10 protein-coding genes and 2 tRNA genes are annotated in these 13,287 nt (G+C 44.7%); 5 read left to right on the forward strand and 7 right to left on the reverse strand.

Annotation, left to right across the window (positions count from 1 at the left end):
* Positions 1-115: 115 nt before the first annotated feature.
* The 4 genes from V7O64_RS06330 to V7O64_RS06345 form a co-directional block, all read right to left on the reverse strand.
* Positions 116-200 (reverse strand) — tRNA-Leu (locus V7O64_RS06330).
* A gap of 73 nt (positions 201-273) precedes the next feature.
* Positions 274-1,629 carry an MATE family efflux transporter gene (locus V7O64_RS06335; protein WP_407357161.1) on the reverse strand — a complete coding sequence of 452 codons (1,356 nt, stop codon included), beginning with the start codon at positions 1,627-1,629 and terminating at the stop codon, positions 274-276.
* A gap of 144 nt (positions 1,630-1,773) precedes the next feature.
* Positions 1,774-3,153 carry a cryptochrome/photolyase family protein gene (locus V7O64_RS06340; RefSeq protein WP_407357162.1) on the reverse strand — a complete coding sequence of 460 codons (1,380 nt, stop codon included), beginning with the start codon at positions 3,151-3,153 and terminating at the stop codon, positions 1,774-1,776.
* Positions 3,153-3,737: an SOUL family heme-binding protein gene (locus V7O64_RS06345; protein ID WP_407357163.1), complete on the reverse strand. Its 585-nt coding sequence runs from the start codon at positions 3,735-3,737 to the stop codon at positions 3,153-3,155. Before V7O64_RS06345 ends, V7O64_RS06340 begins: the two co-directional genes overlap by 1 nt.
* 179 nt (positions 3,738-3,916) lie before the next feature.
* Here V7O64_RS06345 and V7O64_RS06350 point away from each other — a divergent pair, with 179 nt between their 5' ends.
* Positions 3,917-4,591, forward strand: coding sequence for an HAD family hydrolase (locus V7O64_RS06350; RefSeq protein ID WP_407357164.1), 675 nt, complete (start codon positions 3,917-3,919; stop codon positions 4,589-4,591).
* Here the strand turns inward: V7O64_RS06350 and V7O64_RS06355 are convergent.
* Positions 4,577-5,719 (reverse strand): UDP-N-acetylglucosamine--N-acetylmuramyl-(pentapeptide) pyrophosphoryl-undecaprenol N-acetylglucosamine transferase, encoded by a 1,143-nt coding sequence (locus V7O64_RS06355; RefSeq protein ID WP_407357165.1) that lies wholly within the window; start codon positions 5,717-5,719, stop codon positions 4,577-4,579. The genes V7O64_RS06350 and V7O64_RS06355 overlap by 15 nt on opposite strands.
* A gap of 352 nt (positions 5,720-6,071) precedes the next feature.
* Between V7O64_RS06355 and V7O64_RS06360 the strand changes: the two genes are divergently transcribed.
* The 3 genes from V7O64_RS06360 (at position 6,072) to V7O64_RS06370 (ending at position 9,998) form a co-directional block, all read left to right on the forward strand.
* Positions 6,072-6,908 (forward strand): PHP domain-containing protein, encoded by an 837-nt coding sequence (locus V7O64_RS06360; protein ID WP_407357166.1) that lies wholly within the window; start codon positions 6,072-6,074, stop codon positions 6,906-6,908.
* A gap of 172 nt (positions 6,909-7,080) precedes the next feature.
* Entirely contained in the window at positions 7,081-8,226 is a 1,146-nt protein-coding gene (locus tag V7O64_RS06365) for a UDP-N-acetylglucosamine--N-acetylmuramyl-(pentapeptide) pyrophosphoryl-undecaprenol N-acetylglucosamine transferase (protein WP_407357167.1), read from the forward strand.
* A 512-nt stretch (positions 8,227-8,738) separates the two neighbouring features.
* Complete coding sequence (locus tag V7O64_RS06370) at positions 8,739-9,998, forward strand: hypothetical protein (RefSeq protein ID WP_407357168.1); 1,260 nt, start codon at positions 8,739-8,741, stop codon at positions 9,996-9,998.
* A gap of 33 nt (positions 9,999-10,031) precedes the next feature.
* Here the strand turns inward: V7O64_RS06370 and V7O64_RS06375 are convergent.
* Positions 10,032-10,103: transfer RNA gene (locus V7O64_RS06375), tRNA-Gly, on the reverse strand.
* 105 nt (positions 10,104-10,208) lie between these two features.
* Here V7O64_RS06375 and V7O64_RS06380 point away from each other — a divergent pair.
* Positions 10,209-11,228 (forward strand): ATP-binding cassette domain-containing protein, encoded by a 1,020-nt coding sequence (locus tag V7O64_RS06380; protein ID WP_407357169.1) that lies wholly within the window; start codon positions 10,209-10,211, stop codon positions 11,226-11,228.
* Positions 11,229-11,241: 13 nt separating this feature from the next.
* On the opposite strand, the gene uvrB is transcribed toward V7O64_RS06380, so the two are convergent.
* On the reverse strand, positions 11,242-13,224 hold the full coding sequence (gene uvrB / locus V7O64_RS06385) for an excinuclease ABC subunit UvrB (protein WP_407357170.1): 1,983 nt from the start codon (positions 13,222-13,224) through the stop codon (positions 11,242-11,244).
* Positions 13,225-13,287: the final 63 nt, after the last annotated feature.

The raw sequence follows: 13,287 nt of genomic DNA on the forward strand, positions 1-13,287 counted from the left end.
AAAAATATATATTACTGCCAAACAAAAACAAAGCGCTTTTAATAGGAGTGTAAAATGTATAGTGCTCCGATGAGAATGTGGTTCGAAATCAAAATCCATTCTAACAAGTAAATGATGCGGGAGGTGCGATTCGAACGCACGAACTCCTACGAGACAGGGTCCTAAGCCCTGCGCCTTTGGCCAGGCTGGGCAACCCCCGCATAAAAGAATATGATGTAAATAAGTACTTCACATATTAATATTACGGAGGCTTGCATATACTGGATGCGGGGGTCATGGCAGCCTGCACTTCTCACCTCTTAGCACTTTCAACTCGTAATAGAGCATTACCATCACCACCGCGAACATGAGGTAATCGGCTACGGGAGTTGCGAACCACACGCCATGCAGGCCGAAGAACATGGGCAATGCCAGCAGCAGGGGGAGCATGAACACGAAAATCTTGCCCAGGTGGATGAAGAGCGCATAGCCGACCCTGTCAATGGACTGGTAGTAGGTGGCATTCACCACTACAATGCCCTGGACCAGCAGGGAAACAGCAATTATCTTCATACCCGTCACCGTGGTCCCCAGGATCTCCTCGGTATCGGGGCTGAACAAGCCCACCAACATCTCCGGGACCAGGTAGACGATCACAACGCCCACTAATCCTATGGCAAAGCATGAGGCCATGGCCAGCTTCAGGGTACGGCACACCCTGTCGTACAGGCCTGCCCCATAGTTAAAACCGATTATCGGCTGCACCCCGACTGCAATACCTTCAAACAGCATATAGAATATGGCAAACGAATAACCGATTATACCGTATGCAGAGACCGCCCCCTCGTCGCCGTGGTGCAGCAATGCGAAATTATGCGCCAGGAACAGCAAGGACACTGATAACTGCATGGCAAATGACGGAAGGCCGGTCTTCAATATCCTCAGCACCTCCCGCAAACGGAAGCTCATGGTGCCGGGGCTGAGCCTCAGGCCCGTCCGGCTGCCAAAGAAATGCAGCGAAAGGATAACAGCACTCAGTGCAAAGGAGATCACCGTTGCAAGAGCCGCACCAAAGAGCTGCATATCCAGCCTCATGACAAAGATGTAGTCAAGCACAAGGTTGACCAGCACAGCAAGCACCATTGTCTTCATCGCCAGCAATGGAAAACCGTCATTCCTCACAAGCGGATCAAGGGTAAGGGGGAGCAGTATGAACACCGAGCCCATGAAGATAACGTCCATATAGTCCAAAGCCATGGAGCGGACGATATCACTGGCCTCGAACATACCCATCAGGGACCGCCCAAGGACCAGGCCCAGAATCGTGATGACAACTCCTGCAACAAGCACCAGGGGAAAGACATTGGACATTAACCCTCTTGCCCTGTCCCTGTGTGACCCGCCCAGCTCAAGTGCAACAAGGCTGGCAGATCCCATGCCGATCATTATACCCACAGCCACGATGAACATCACAAAGGGAAAGGCAAGCGTCACACCTGCAAGCCCCTGGCTCCCCACACCATTGCCTATGAAAAACCCATCGATGATGGTCTGGATGCCCGCCACCAATATACCCGCTATCGCAGGGAAAGTGAACCTGCGAAACAGGCTCCATATACCATCTGACAGCATCTCCTCATCGCTTACCATAATATATCTCTTGTGAAATTACCCGGTTAGTCAGAACATTTATTTAAACCTGCCTGAAGGAAACTTACTGCATAGCAGTGATGCGGCGATACATTGCGATGCATTGCGATGCATTGCGATACATTGATATTTCACAGCACATGCTCATAAGGAACCGAATGCAGCCAGTGTCCTGTCCCGCTCTGTTTTATGATCCACCATTGCAGGAGGATAACCGGCGGATACCGCCGGCTGATTCCTTTCAAGACCATGTATCGCAGCCGCATCCATTCCCCTCAGCTCCGGCACCCACTGCCTGATATACTCGCAGTCAGGGTCGTATTTCCTCTGCTGGGTCCACGGATTGAATATACGGAAATATGGCTGCGAATCTGCCCCCGTAGACGCGGCCCATTGCCAGTTGCCATTATTGACACACGGATCATAATCCACGAGTTTACTGGCAAAATACTGCTCACCCCACTTCCAGTCCAGGTGCAGGTCCTTCACAAGGAAAGAGGCCACGATCATCCTCACACGGTTGTGCATATATCCCGTAGTGTTCAGCTCCCGCATCCCTGCATCAACTATTGGAAAACCTGTCTGTCCTGTACACCAGGTATTGAAAAGTCCCTCTTCATCAGACCAGGACAGCTGGTCGAACTTCCTTTTGAAAGCATGACCGAAAACATGAGGGAAGTATATGGCAATATTGATGAAAAAATCACGCCAGTAAAGCTCACTGATAAGTGTGTGACCAGGGCCAAGCTCGTCTTTAACATGATGATAGAACTCCCTGATAGAGATAGTGCCAAGCTTGTTGTGTGCAGAAAGCCCGGTAGTGCCTTTGATAAAGGGATAATCACGTTCATAGTCATAATCCTTGAAATTCCCCAATTGCTGTAAAACAGACAGTGAATGACTCCTCCCACCAATTGTGAACAGAAGGTCGTTTTTATCCCATGAAGAGAAGGTGGAAATATCTGCCTGCTTAAGCCCTATCTTTCCAGAATAGAATTTACCACCTTCCTGCGTAGCAGGGAATTGTACTTCTGTTTTAGAGGCTTTCCTGAAGAAAGGAGTGAAGACAGCATAAGGTTTCCCTTGCCCTGTGAGCACAGCCCCGGGTTCATGCAGGAGCGCATCATGACAGCATACCACATCAATTCCCATTCCTGAACATTTTGTGCTTATATGATCGTCCCTTTTCATGCTGAAAGGTGTATAATCCCGGTTGAAAAAAACAGCATCAATTCCTGTTTCCTCCTTAATGCCAGCGATGATCTTTTCCGGGAGACCGCAGAAAAGGAACAGGTAACCTCCCCTGGTTCTCACCTGTCTTTTAAGATCCTCCAGACACTTGAGCAGGAACTGGAAAGCGTTATGATTGAAATGCTTTCTTTTTTCATCTGCAAGCCTTGGGTCGAATATAAAACACGCAAGCACCTCTTCAGATAACTCAAGGGCCTGGTTCAAAGCTGTATTATCATCCACACGCAGGTCCCGCCTGAAAATGAAAAGAGAACGTCTGTATTCTTTGGCCATTATTCTACCTCAACAGCCACTTCATTGCGCATCAGGGAAGGAGGGACCCAGGGAGGATTGTAACGCATAAGGAAAAAATCCCCTTTTGTAACGATCCCGTGCTCTTCAAGTTGTGAGCTGAGAACAGAGCGATGATCATCAAAAGCATTATCATTGGCATATCCGGAAAATGTTATTACTGCAAGCTTCCTGGGAGGAATCGTACTAATGGCAACACCACTTTTTTCAGGAAGCGGAGCATTTTCAGCATCATAGCCTTCAGGCAATACAAAAGACATACTGACAGATGAATCATCCTTTATTGATATGACAGGAGAGGTCATGTTCATTCTCACATTATCCCTATTGTTCCCGGAAATATAACGTGCAAGCAAAGAAAAGGCTTCGTTTTGTCCATTTGCAGCTGTGGATACCACCGTCATCTCCCCATACCTGCGTATTTCCACACCATCATCCAGTTCATCAATTACTTCATAACCTATGTTTTCTGCAGTCATTGAATAATACACCCCTGCGATAAACCATGCCCCCGTCATGACAGTGAGAACTGTCAGCAAAGCAAAGACAAATCCCCATTTGTCCATAATAGTAGATTGCCCCGGAACTTAAATGTGCTTTATGGTCGAAGGGAAAACTGCACAGTACAAAAATAATAGTACAAAAATAATAGTACAAAAATAATAGTACAAAAGTAATAGTACAAAAGTAATATATAGATTCAGTAGTCCATGAAAGGAACATAAGAACCATAGATTAAGTTAATATGTACATCCGACATGTTCCCCATGTGATCAAAGCCCTGATTTTTGATATGGACGGAGTGCTCATAGATTCAATGCACCTGCACGCAAAAGCCTGGAAAACTGCTTTCTTTGAAGCAGGGATAAACATTGAAGAAAGAGAGATATTCGGACTTGAAGGCGAGAATGATACAGGGATTGTAAGAAACATCCTTAACATGACAAAAAAGGGCTGCTGTATGCAGGAAGAGCTTTTTATGTCAGTCCCTGCCAGAAAGCACGAGATATTTGACAGAGATAGTGTTACCATATTCAAAGATATGGACACATGCCTTAAGTTATTGAAAAAAAGATACAAGCTTGCTGTTGTTTCCGGTTCTGACAGAAAGACAGTGGAAATGATGTTACAAAGATATTTCCCCGGGATCTTTGATGTGGCAGTCAGCGGCGATGACACCATCAATGGAAAGCCTGAACCTGACCCCTATAATAAAGCCGTTGAAATGCTGCAAACAGACAAACAGGAATGTATAGTAATCGAAAATGCAATACTTGGAGTGATATCTGCAAAAAATGCAGGTATATTCACCATAGGGCTGCCCACTTATCTTGACAGGAAGGAACTCAGGCATGCCGACATCGTCCTTGATGACCATGGAGAACTATTCAGGTTCCTGGAACTTTTAATGAGAACATAGGGCAGAATATCCTTCCAGCCTTTTCCTGATGTAAACCGGCCCATCCAGTGAACTTGCCATATCCTGTAATACGGACACCTTGAACCTGAACCTTTCTTCAGATATAATGCATCTGACAGCCTTCAATAACTCCTCAGGGGAAACTGAATAGGAAAAGCTCATACCGTATCCGTTTGCTTCCACACTGCGGGCGTTGTTCTCCTGCTCATTATGGCATCTATCCGGAAATGATATCACTGGCAGTCCAAAACTTAAGGACTCTGTGAGCGTTCCATGACCACCAGTGCAGATAACAGCATCACTGGATTTGTAGTAAGGGAATGGATCTGCCACGAACCTGCAAACATCTACATTTTCAGGTACATTGCCCAGCAGATCATAATCAAGGTCCGGGCCGCCTATTAATGTATAATTGATACTGCCATCCATTCTTGCTGCTGCAATTATGGTCCTGAATATCTCCAGGCGATATCCAAACCCACCGATGCTGCAAAGCACATGAGGCCGTCTTACATTTTCCTGAGGGACCACTTCACAGAACCTTTTCCTTAGCAGAGGTCCACTGAATTCCACCTTGTCCATTATTTTTTCAGAAAATGCCAGATTTGAGCCACATATTGTAAAGGGGGAAGGGAAATCCGGAACAAAGATGATGTCTACACCATTATAGATCCATGTATAGAAGTTCTTTACAGCCACACCAACATATCTCATGACAGGACCTTTATCTTTAAAAAAATCCTGCATCCTGGACTGGTTCACTATCATACAGGTGCATACTTTCTTCCACCTGGCAGCAAGAATCCCCAGGTAGTAACCATCCGAAATGACAACGTCAGGTTTGTTCCTCTCAATAAGACTCAGTACTTGCTTTATGTTTTTAACAGAGATGCTTTTTACAGTAGAAGTAACGGAACTTTTCAGGTCCAGTGAACCATTTTCTCCCTCAAGTTTAAGCTCCTGAGGGATCTCACTTGCATTGCAACCGGATCTCTCTATCAGCTCCCTGGAATAACCATACGCACCTATGCAAACATCATGTCCTGCAGCCAACAGTTCACCTGCAAGCGAGATACACCTGCCAGTATGGCCAAGGCCTTCACCGCATACAAAAATAAGGAATCTCATACAATCTCCGTGATTTCATTTTGATCTGACCAGGAAGTGCATAAGAGATTTAACATAACTCATATTTTATAATTATAATATATATGAGTTACTACTATAGATAATAGAGATATCTATAGTTACTATAGATAAAATATTTATTTTTAGCCTTGAATCTATATACATACAGCAGTATAAAATAAAACATGAAGGTGTAATAAGTTTGTTCAGACAGGATAAAGCGCAAAGGATAATTCGGTCCGACAAAGCAGAAGAACTTCTGGAAAATGGATGGTGTAAAGCAGATTTGCATGTGCATACATCCTGTTCACATGATGTGCCCCCCAGCAAGCGCACAAATCCGGAGAACCTTATGAGAAAGGCAATCAATGACGGACTGGACTTTGTAACTTTTACAGACCATGATACTGTCAGAGCCTACGATATAATGGGATGGGACAGGAACAAACTGACAGCCGGCGTGGAAATATCAATTACAGATATGGAAAATGTGGGGCACACTGTTCATATCAATGCTTTTGACTTTGATAAAAGCCACTACCTGGAAATAGAGACGCTCTTGCACAAGGAGCAGAACATATACAACCTTCTTGATTATCTTAAAAGCAACGACATTCTGCACATGTACAACCACCCTTTCTGGTTCAAGCCGGGAGAGAAACCGAACATATTTTCAGTGAGCGAACTTGCAAAACAATTCCCGGTAATAGAATACAACATGCAGGACCTGAAGCAGAAGAACTTCTTCTCCATGGTATTGGCCCAGCGTTACAGAAAAGGAATGGCTGTGACTACAGACAGCCACACTGGCAGGATAGGCAGGGTTCATACTCTGGCAAAAGGAGATAGTTTCAGGGAGTATTTCAGGAACATCGAGAAAGGCAGATCCTACATGGTCATTGACGAACCCATATGGTTACACATCAGTCGTGAGCTTAATGCATGGATAGAACTTGTATTCAATATGGAAAGCGGAACATCCGGAGATACTGGTTATTCCACCGGCCTGAAAACACTTGATAAGGTTATCAGCCTTGTAGGAAAAGAGAGACTGGGAAAGCATCCCCGTGTCAATAATACTACGATGTACCTTGCCCAGCAGATATCCGGTTCAGGATTACCTGTGTTTTTATACATGCTGTCAAAGCAGCCCCAGGTGTCAAGGATCGGGCAGATAATAAATGGCTGAGAAAATAGACAAGACTATAAAACTATATTACACAGTCATGTTTGTTATTTGAAATATAAATGTCATTAATCTTCAATGTTAGTAAGATCCCATATTAAGATAATTTTTTTATCTTTTCAACACCTTATGAGCACTATATTTGGATCTTATAACAGGATTTAATGGTGTTGTCTTGATAATAATGATATTCGTTTGCGGCGAGGGACTGGGACATACCAGCAGGTGTATCTCCATTGGTAAGGAACTAAAATCTGCAGGACATTGTGTTCACTTTGGAGCTTACGGATATTCAAAAGAACTTATCGAAAGAAAAGGGTTCATTGCACATGAAGTACCTTCGGAGATCACCCTTGTGGGCAAGGCAGGCACCCTGAATCTGAAAAGGTCAATCCTTGCCAGCTTCAAGAGAGGACAGTTCCTTGGACTTATCAGGCTTCACAGGCTCCTCAGGAGAATCAGACCTGACATAGTCATATCCGACAGTTATTATATGGGCATACTAAGTGCAAGGTCACGAAGCGTTCCATGTTATCTTATCCTGAACCAGTCGAACATGGAGGAGTTCTTTAAGGGAAAAGGAGTTTCAAGTAAAATAGTCGCAGAGATAGTGAAAAAATTCTACATTGGTATGTTCAAGCTGGTTGACAACGTCATAATACCAGACTATCCCCCACCGCATACAGTTTGCAGGAAGAATCTGGAATTTGGGAGTAATACCCTGAGGAAAGTCCTTTACTGCGGGCCCCTTGCAGGCATGTCCTTTGAAAAGACAGAAGCACAGCCCTTGAGTAGCCCGCATGTGCTTTGTACAGTTGGAGGATTCGGATACCGGGAACCCATTTTCAGAAAAGTCATAGATGCCGCCGCAATGGATAGTACTATTAACTACACTCTTCTATGTGGCCCAAGCGTTGAACCCTCCGTTTTTGGAACGATACCTGAAAATGTACAGATACTCAGGTTCATTGATGACCAGTTCCCATACCTGAAAGCCTCTGACGTGGTCATCGCTCCCGGTGGCCATAGCACCATGATGGAGGCACTAAGCTTTGGCATTCCTATGATAACCGTGCCTGACCTCAATCACAGCGAGCAGCAGAACAACGCCTCGGTGATAGAAGAAGACGGGCTTGGTAAGAAAATTGACTATTCCACATCTCCCGGGGAGATACTCGAATACATCAGGCTGCTGATGAATGATGAAACATACAGAATACGTTTAGCCGGGATGCGGGAAATGGCAGAGCAGCTGAATGGTGCAGCAAGTGTAAGGAGAGAGTTGGAGAAATGTGGGGATATAAGGAGAGAGGAAAAATAAAGTATAGAGCGAATGATATAAAGCAACAAAACAGAGATAAAACAATGTTATGAAACATTGTTTCTTATAGTTCTATATAAGTTAAGAATCATAATTACTGATTATACGGATAAATTAGCTAATATGTGTGGGGGTCTGTAATCCGTAAGGCGCTGAGTGATGGAGTGGAGTATCAGCGCCTTTTGATATTTTTAATGCATATTCTATTTTTGGAGTTGAAATTGTTCTCATAATTGAGGAGTTCTTTGGAAAAGTTATCAGGGCCTGATATTTCGAACTGTAAAGCGTGGATTTGGTTCTTTGCTATAGTCCTCTGTCAAAAAGTATGTGAAAATAAAAGATAGAAGTAGTTACTACCTGATATTTGCAGATGGTGACCCGCAGATATTGTGCATAAAAAAATAGATATATTAGTTAGTAGTATATAATTTTAGATACTTAGTATTCCTGAGTTTTATTTTGTATGTGTCAAACCATACGAACATTCAGCCTGATGCCTTAGAGGAAAGTGCATGATATATGGAGAAATCGAGTTCATAGGGATTGCAGATATTCCTCGCATCAACACAATATTCAGTATAGATAATACACTATGGGCACCGTGGAAGGTCATCCTCACTGATAAGGAGATGCAAATTGAAAACGGTACCATAAACATGCGTGTAGATCTGGAAAATATCCTGATTGTTGACAGGCCTTTGCCGCATGCTATCCTCAGCAAACTCCAGAACTCCAGCAAACATGGTTCAATCATTGTTATTGACTACAAGAAAGAAGCCACTATAGGCATCGGCGAGGTTGTATCTTCAATGATACTTGCCGGAAAGAAGTCGGATATCTCTAATCTGAAATATATGCTTATGAGCCTTTTGGGATTAAAGGCTGACCCGATCATCGGAACCATGAAAGCTGAAGACATACGGTTGTTATGCCTTCTGGCTTCAGGAATTAACAGCTTTGACATGCTGGTCCCTATTTTTGACGGAGATGATGAGATAGTCAACAGGACATTTGCGTCTTTGATATCAAAGGGACTTGTTGATGAGTATGCTACACTCACATCTCTTGGAACAGATCTTGTGGACAGGGTCAAAGGTGTTGAAAAGAAGAGGCTTGGTTCAAGTATTCAGGAAGATTTTGAGAATCTGTCTACGATGTGGAACTGCCTTGACTGTAGTATGCCCCCATGTGATGAGGAAACTAACAGAATCATATGGAAGTGCGGCAATTCAAAATTGTGTGGAAATGTGACCACAGTCGATATTAATAAATTCATACGTCCTGCATCCATAGAAAGGATAGCTGTTGAGATACCTGAGAATACTGGTTCTATTGATCTGATAATCTATACTATGGATGATGCACATATTGTGCTGAAATCACGCGATTATTCGGTCATACTTGCACTTTATGGATGCCTGAACCTGAAAGAAGACATACAGATACGTATTTTGTTCTGTTTTTACCTTGGTTATAATACTGAATCGGTGATACTTGGTTTTCTTCAAATATCATCTTCCTGCCTTGCAAAGCATTGTCAGATCCTGGTATACAATAAACTGCTTGACCGGGAAACTAAGGAACTTACAAATTCCGGGTTGAATCTTGTTCACAGGAAGATAATCGGAGATGTTTCCGTTCTGTTCAAATGGTCCTGTTTTGAATATAATTCCGAGAACTTCAGGAAGATCGAGACCCAGAAGAAAGAATGCGCTAAAAAGAAGATCCTGAACATACTCCAGAGCAAACATGGTAAAAAGCTGTATGTTTAGATGTAGTAGATTAATCATCTGAAAAAAGGTGAATGCGCCGACCGGGATTCGAACCCGGGTTTAAGGCTTGGAAGGCCTCAGTCATAGCCACTAGACCATCAGCGCAGTCTGGACACCCAATACAGTGTTTTTTAAGATATAACGTTTTCGCCTGATAATGAATGCAGCGAGGAATCATATTTAAATCCGCACAGCATTCACTATTATCAGATGATTCAGGAAAATGCAGAGATAGCCATCCGGACAGAGAACATCAACAAAAGATTCGAGAAGGTCACTGCTGTGAAAGATGTCAGCATCATTGTGCACAAAGGTGAGCTTTTCGGTCTGCTCGGACCAAACGGGGCAGGCAAGTCCACACTCATCGGCATGCTATCTACAATGCTTCGGCCAACTGGGGGGAACGCACATGTCTGGGGACATGACATACGTTCACAGTCCACAAAGGTACGCATGTCCATAGGAGTTGTATTCCAGGGAACCACAGTAGACAGGAAGCTAACAGGGCGCGAGAATCTGGACCTGCACGGAAGACTCTACGGAATGGGAAGAAAAGAGCGCCATGAAAGGATCGAAGAAGTACTCAGACTTGTGGAGCTGACAAGCTGGGCTGATGAGGTGGTGCAGAAATACTCAGGAGGCATGATGCGCAGGCTGGAAATTGCACGGGGACTGATGCACCATCCTAGAGTACTCTTTCTAGACGAACCAACACTCGGACTTGACCCTCAGACAAGGAACCATATATGGGAATATATAAGGAAGCTCAACCGGGAAAAGAACATTACCATGGTCCTCACCACACACTACATGGAAGAAGCAGATATGCTCTGCAACCGCATTGCCATAATTGACCATGGAGAGATAATCGCCCTTGGAACACCAGGGGAACTAAAGTCAGAACTTGGAGGCGATATAATAACCCTTAAGTTCCCGGAAGAGGAAGAGGCTGCAAAGATGGCAGAAAAATATAATGGGAATCCGGGTTTGAAAGAAATGACAAACACCGGCACCACTGTCCGCATAACATCAACAGACGGCGAAAGAGCTATCCCGGAACTACTCCGGATGACCACTGAACTTGGCCTTCGTATCGAATCTGTGAGCCTGAGAAAACCAACACTTGATGATGTCTTTCTGCACCACACCGGAAAGAACATTCGCTACACAGGTCCGGAGAATAGTAAAAGAAGACGTGGCATCGGCCTCATGGGAAAAAGATCCGGATGAGCTTAGAGGCTTATCACAGAGAATGCTGTTCCCGAAGCTCTTTAATCCTGTCCCTGAGTTCAGCCGCCCTCTCAAATTCAAGATTCTTTGCAGCAAGATGCATGTCAGCTTCCAGGTCAATGATAATGTCAGCGACCTCCCGCAAAGACGCGTCCTCGGCTATTACCATGACACCGGAGGAAGGCTGGTATTTCTCACCCTCCACAAGCTCCTTCTGCAGTGCCTTACGGATAGTTGTAGGAGTAATACCATGCTTCTCGTTGAACTCTTTCTGGATCTTGCGGCGTCTGTCGGTTTCAGAGATAGCACGCTCCATAGAGCCTGTGATAGTGTCAGCGTAGAGAATAACCCTCCCTTTTGAATTCCTGGAAGCGCGTCCGATGGTCTGTATGAGGGAACGCTCAGAACGCAGGAAGCCTTCTTTGTCAGCATCCAGAATAGCAACAAAAGCAACCTCCGGGATATCCAGCCCCTCACGTAGCAGGTTTATACCTACAAGCACATCGAATTCCCCTTTTCTCAGGTTTCGCACTATCTCTGCCCGCTCAAGCGTATCTATATCAGAGTGCATGTACCGTACCCTTATACCCAGTTCCAGCAAATATTCTGTGAGATCTTCGGCCATTCTTTTTGTGAGGGTTGTAACAAGGGTCCTGAAACCTTCAGCCGTGACTTTGCGGACCTCAGCAATGAGATCATCTACCTGGTTCTCCACAGGCCTGACAGTAACTTCAGGATCAACAAGACCTGTGGGACGGATGATCTGCTCCACAACAGCCTTGCTCCTGCCAAGCTCATATTCAGCCGGAGTTGCAGAAACATAGATAACATCATTGAGCTGCCTTTCAAACTCATCATAACGCAGGGGACGGTTGTCAAAAGCTGACGGAAGGCGGAACCCATAGTTCACAAGAGCCTCTTTCCTGGCCCTGTCACCATTGTGCATACCTCTTATCTGAGGAATGGTGACATGGGATTCATCTATCACAACAAGATAATCATCCGGGAAGAACTCTAACAATGAGGAGGGAGGCTCACCGGGACGGCGGCCGTCAAAATGCCGCGAGTAGTTCTCGATACCGCTACAGTATCCAAGCTCTTTTATCATTTCCATATCAAACCTTGTCCTCTGCTCAAGACGCTGGGCCTCAAGAAGCTGGTTCTCAGATCTTAAAATCGCCAGTCTGTCCTGAAGTTCGGCATCTATGGTAACAAGTGCCTTCTCAATATATTCTTCAGGCATTACGAAATGCTTTGCAGGGTAAATGCCGATGCTCTCACCGGGAAGTACTTCTTCCAGGGTTTTACCTGTCAGTGGATCAAAATAGGCAATCCTGTCGATCTCATCACCAAAGAGCTCTATCCTGATACCATTATTTTCCTGGGCAGGGAATATCTCGATAGTGTCACCTCTCAGACGGAAGGCACCCTGAGTGAAGTCTACATCGTTCCTTTCATATTGTATATTGATAAGCGATTCCAGGAAAGATGAACGGTCTATCTCACCACCTGGTGTGAGCATAACAGACATTGCCCTCCATTCATCAGGTGAGCCCAGGTTGTAAATACATGAAACACTGGCAACGACTATAACGTCCCTGCGCTCAAGCAGTGATTTTGTAGCTGAGAGCCGAAGGCGGTCTATCTCTTCATTGATGGATGCATCCTTCTCGATATAGGTGTCCGTGGTGGGCAGGTAGGCCTCTGGCTGATAGTAATCATAATAACTTACAAAATACTCCACTGCATTTTCAGGAAAGAATTCGCGAAACTCCGAGAACAGTTGCGCTGCAAGGGTTTTGTTGTGGGCTATCACAAGAGTTGGCTTTTGTACGTTCTGTATGACATTGGCCACTGTGAAAGTCTTACCCGAACCTGTGACACCAAGCAGGGTCTGGTGCTTTTTTCCTGAAAGCAGACCTTCTGTAAGCCTGGATATTGCTTTTGGCTGGTCACCTTTTGGGCTGTACTCTGAAACTAGATTAAAAGAACGCATCAATACTGTATTGGACCTAATACCTATAAACATATTCACAGAGCAGATGCATACCTATTCACA

The sequence above is a fragment of the Methanolobus sp. WCC5 genome (genome assembly GCF_045690325.1).
Classification (GTDB): Archaea; Halobacteriota; Methanosarcinia; order Methanosarcinales; family Methanosarcinaceae; genus Methanolobus.

Bases quoted from the DNA above. Each gene is read 5' to 3' on its own strand.
- V7O64_RS06340 (WP_407357162.1), bottom strand. From the start codon at position 3,153: ATGGCCAAAGAATACAGACGTTCTCTTTTCATTTTCAGGCGGGACCTG.
- V7O64_RS06380 (WP_407357169.1), top strand. From the start codon at position 10,209: ATGATTCAGGAAAATGCAGAGATAGCCATCCGGACAGAGAACATCAAC.
- V7O64_RS06370 (WP_407357168.1), top strand. From the start codon at position 8,739: ATGATATATGGAGAAATCGAGTTCATAGGGATTGCAGATATTCCTCGC.
- V7O64_RS06335 (WP_407357161.1), bottom strand. From the start codon at position 1,629: ATGGTAAGCGATGAGGAGATGCTGTCAGATGGTATATGGAGCCTGTTT.
- V7O64_RS06360 (WP_407357166.1), top strand. From the start codon at position 6,072: ATGAGAAAGGCAATCAATGACGGACTGGACTTTGTAACTTTTACAGAC.
- V7O64_RS06350 (WP_407357164.1), top strand. From the start codon at position 3,917: ATGTACATCCGACATGTTCCCCATGTGATCAAAGCCCTGATTTTTGAT.
- V7O64_RS06345 (WP_407357163.1), bottom strand. From the start codon at position 3,737: ATGGACAAATGGGGATTTGTCTTTGCTTTGCTGACAGTTCTCACTGTC.
- V7O64_RS06355 (WP_407357165.1), bottom strand. From the start codon at position 5,719: ATGAGATTCCTTATTTTTGTATGCGGTGAAGGCCTTGGCCATACTGGC.
- uvrB (WP_407357170.1), bottom strand. From the start codon at position 13,224: ATGCGTTCTTTTAATCTAGTTTCAGAGTACAGCCCAAAAGGTGACCAG.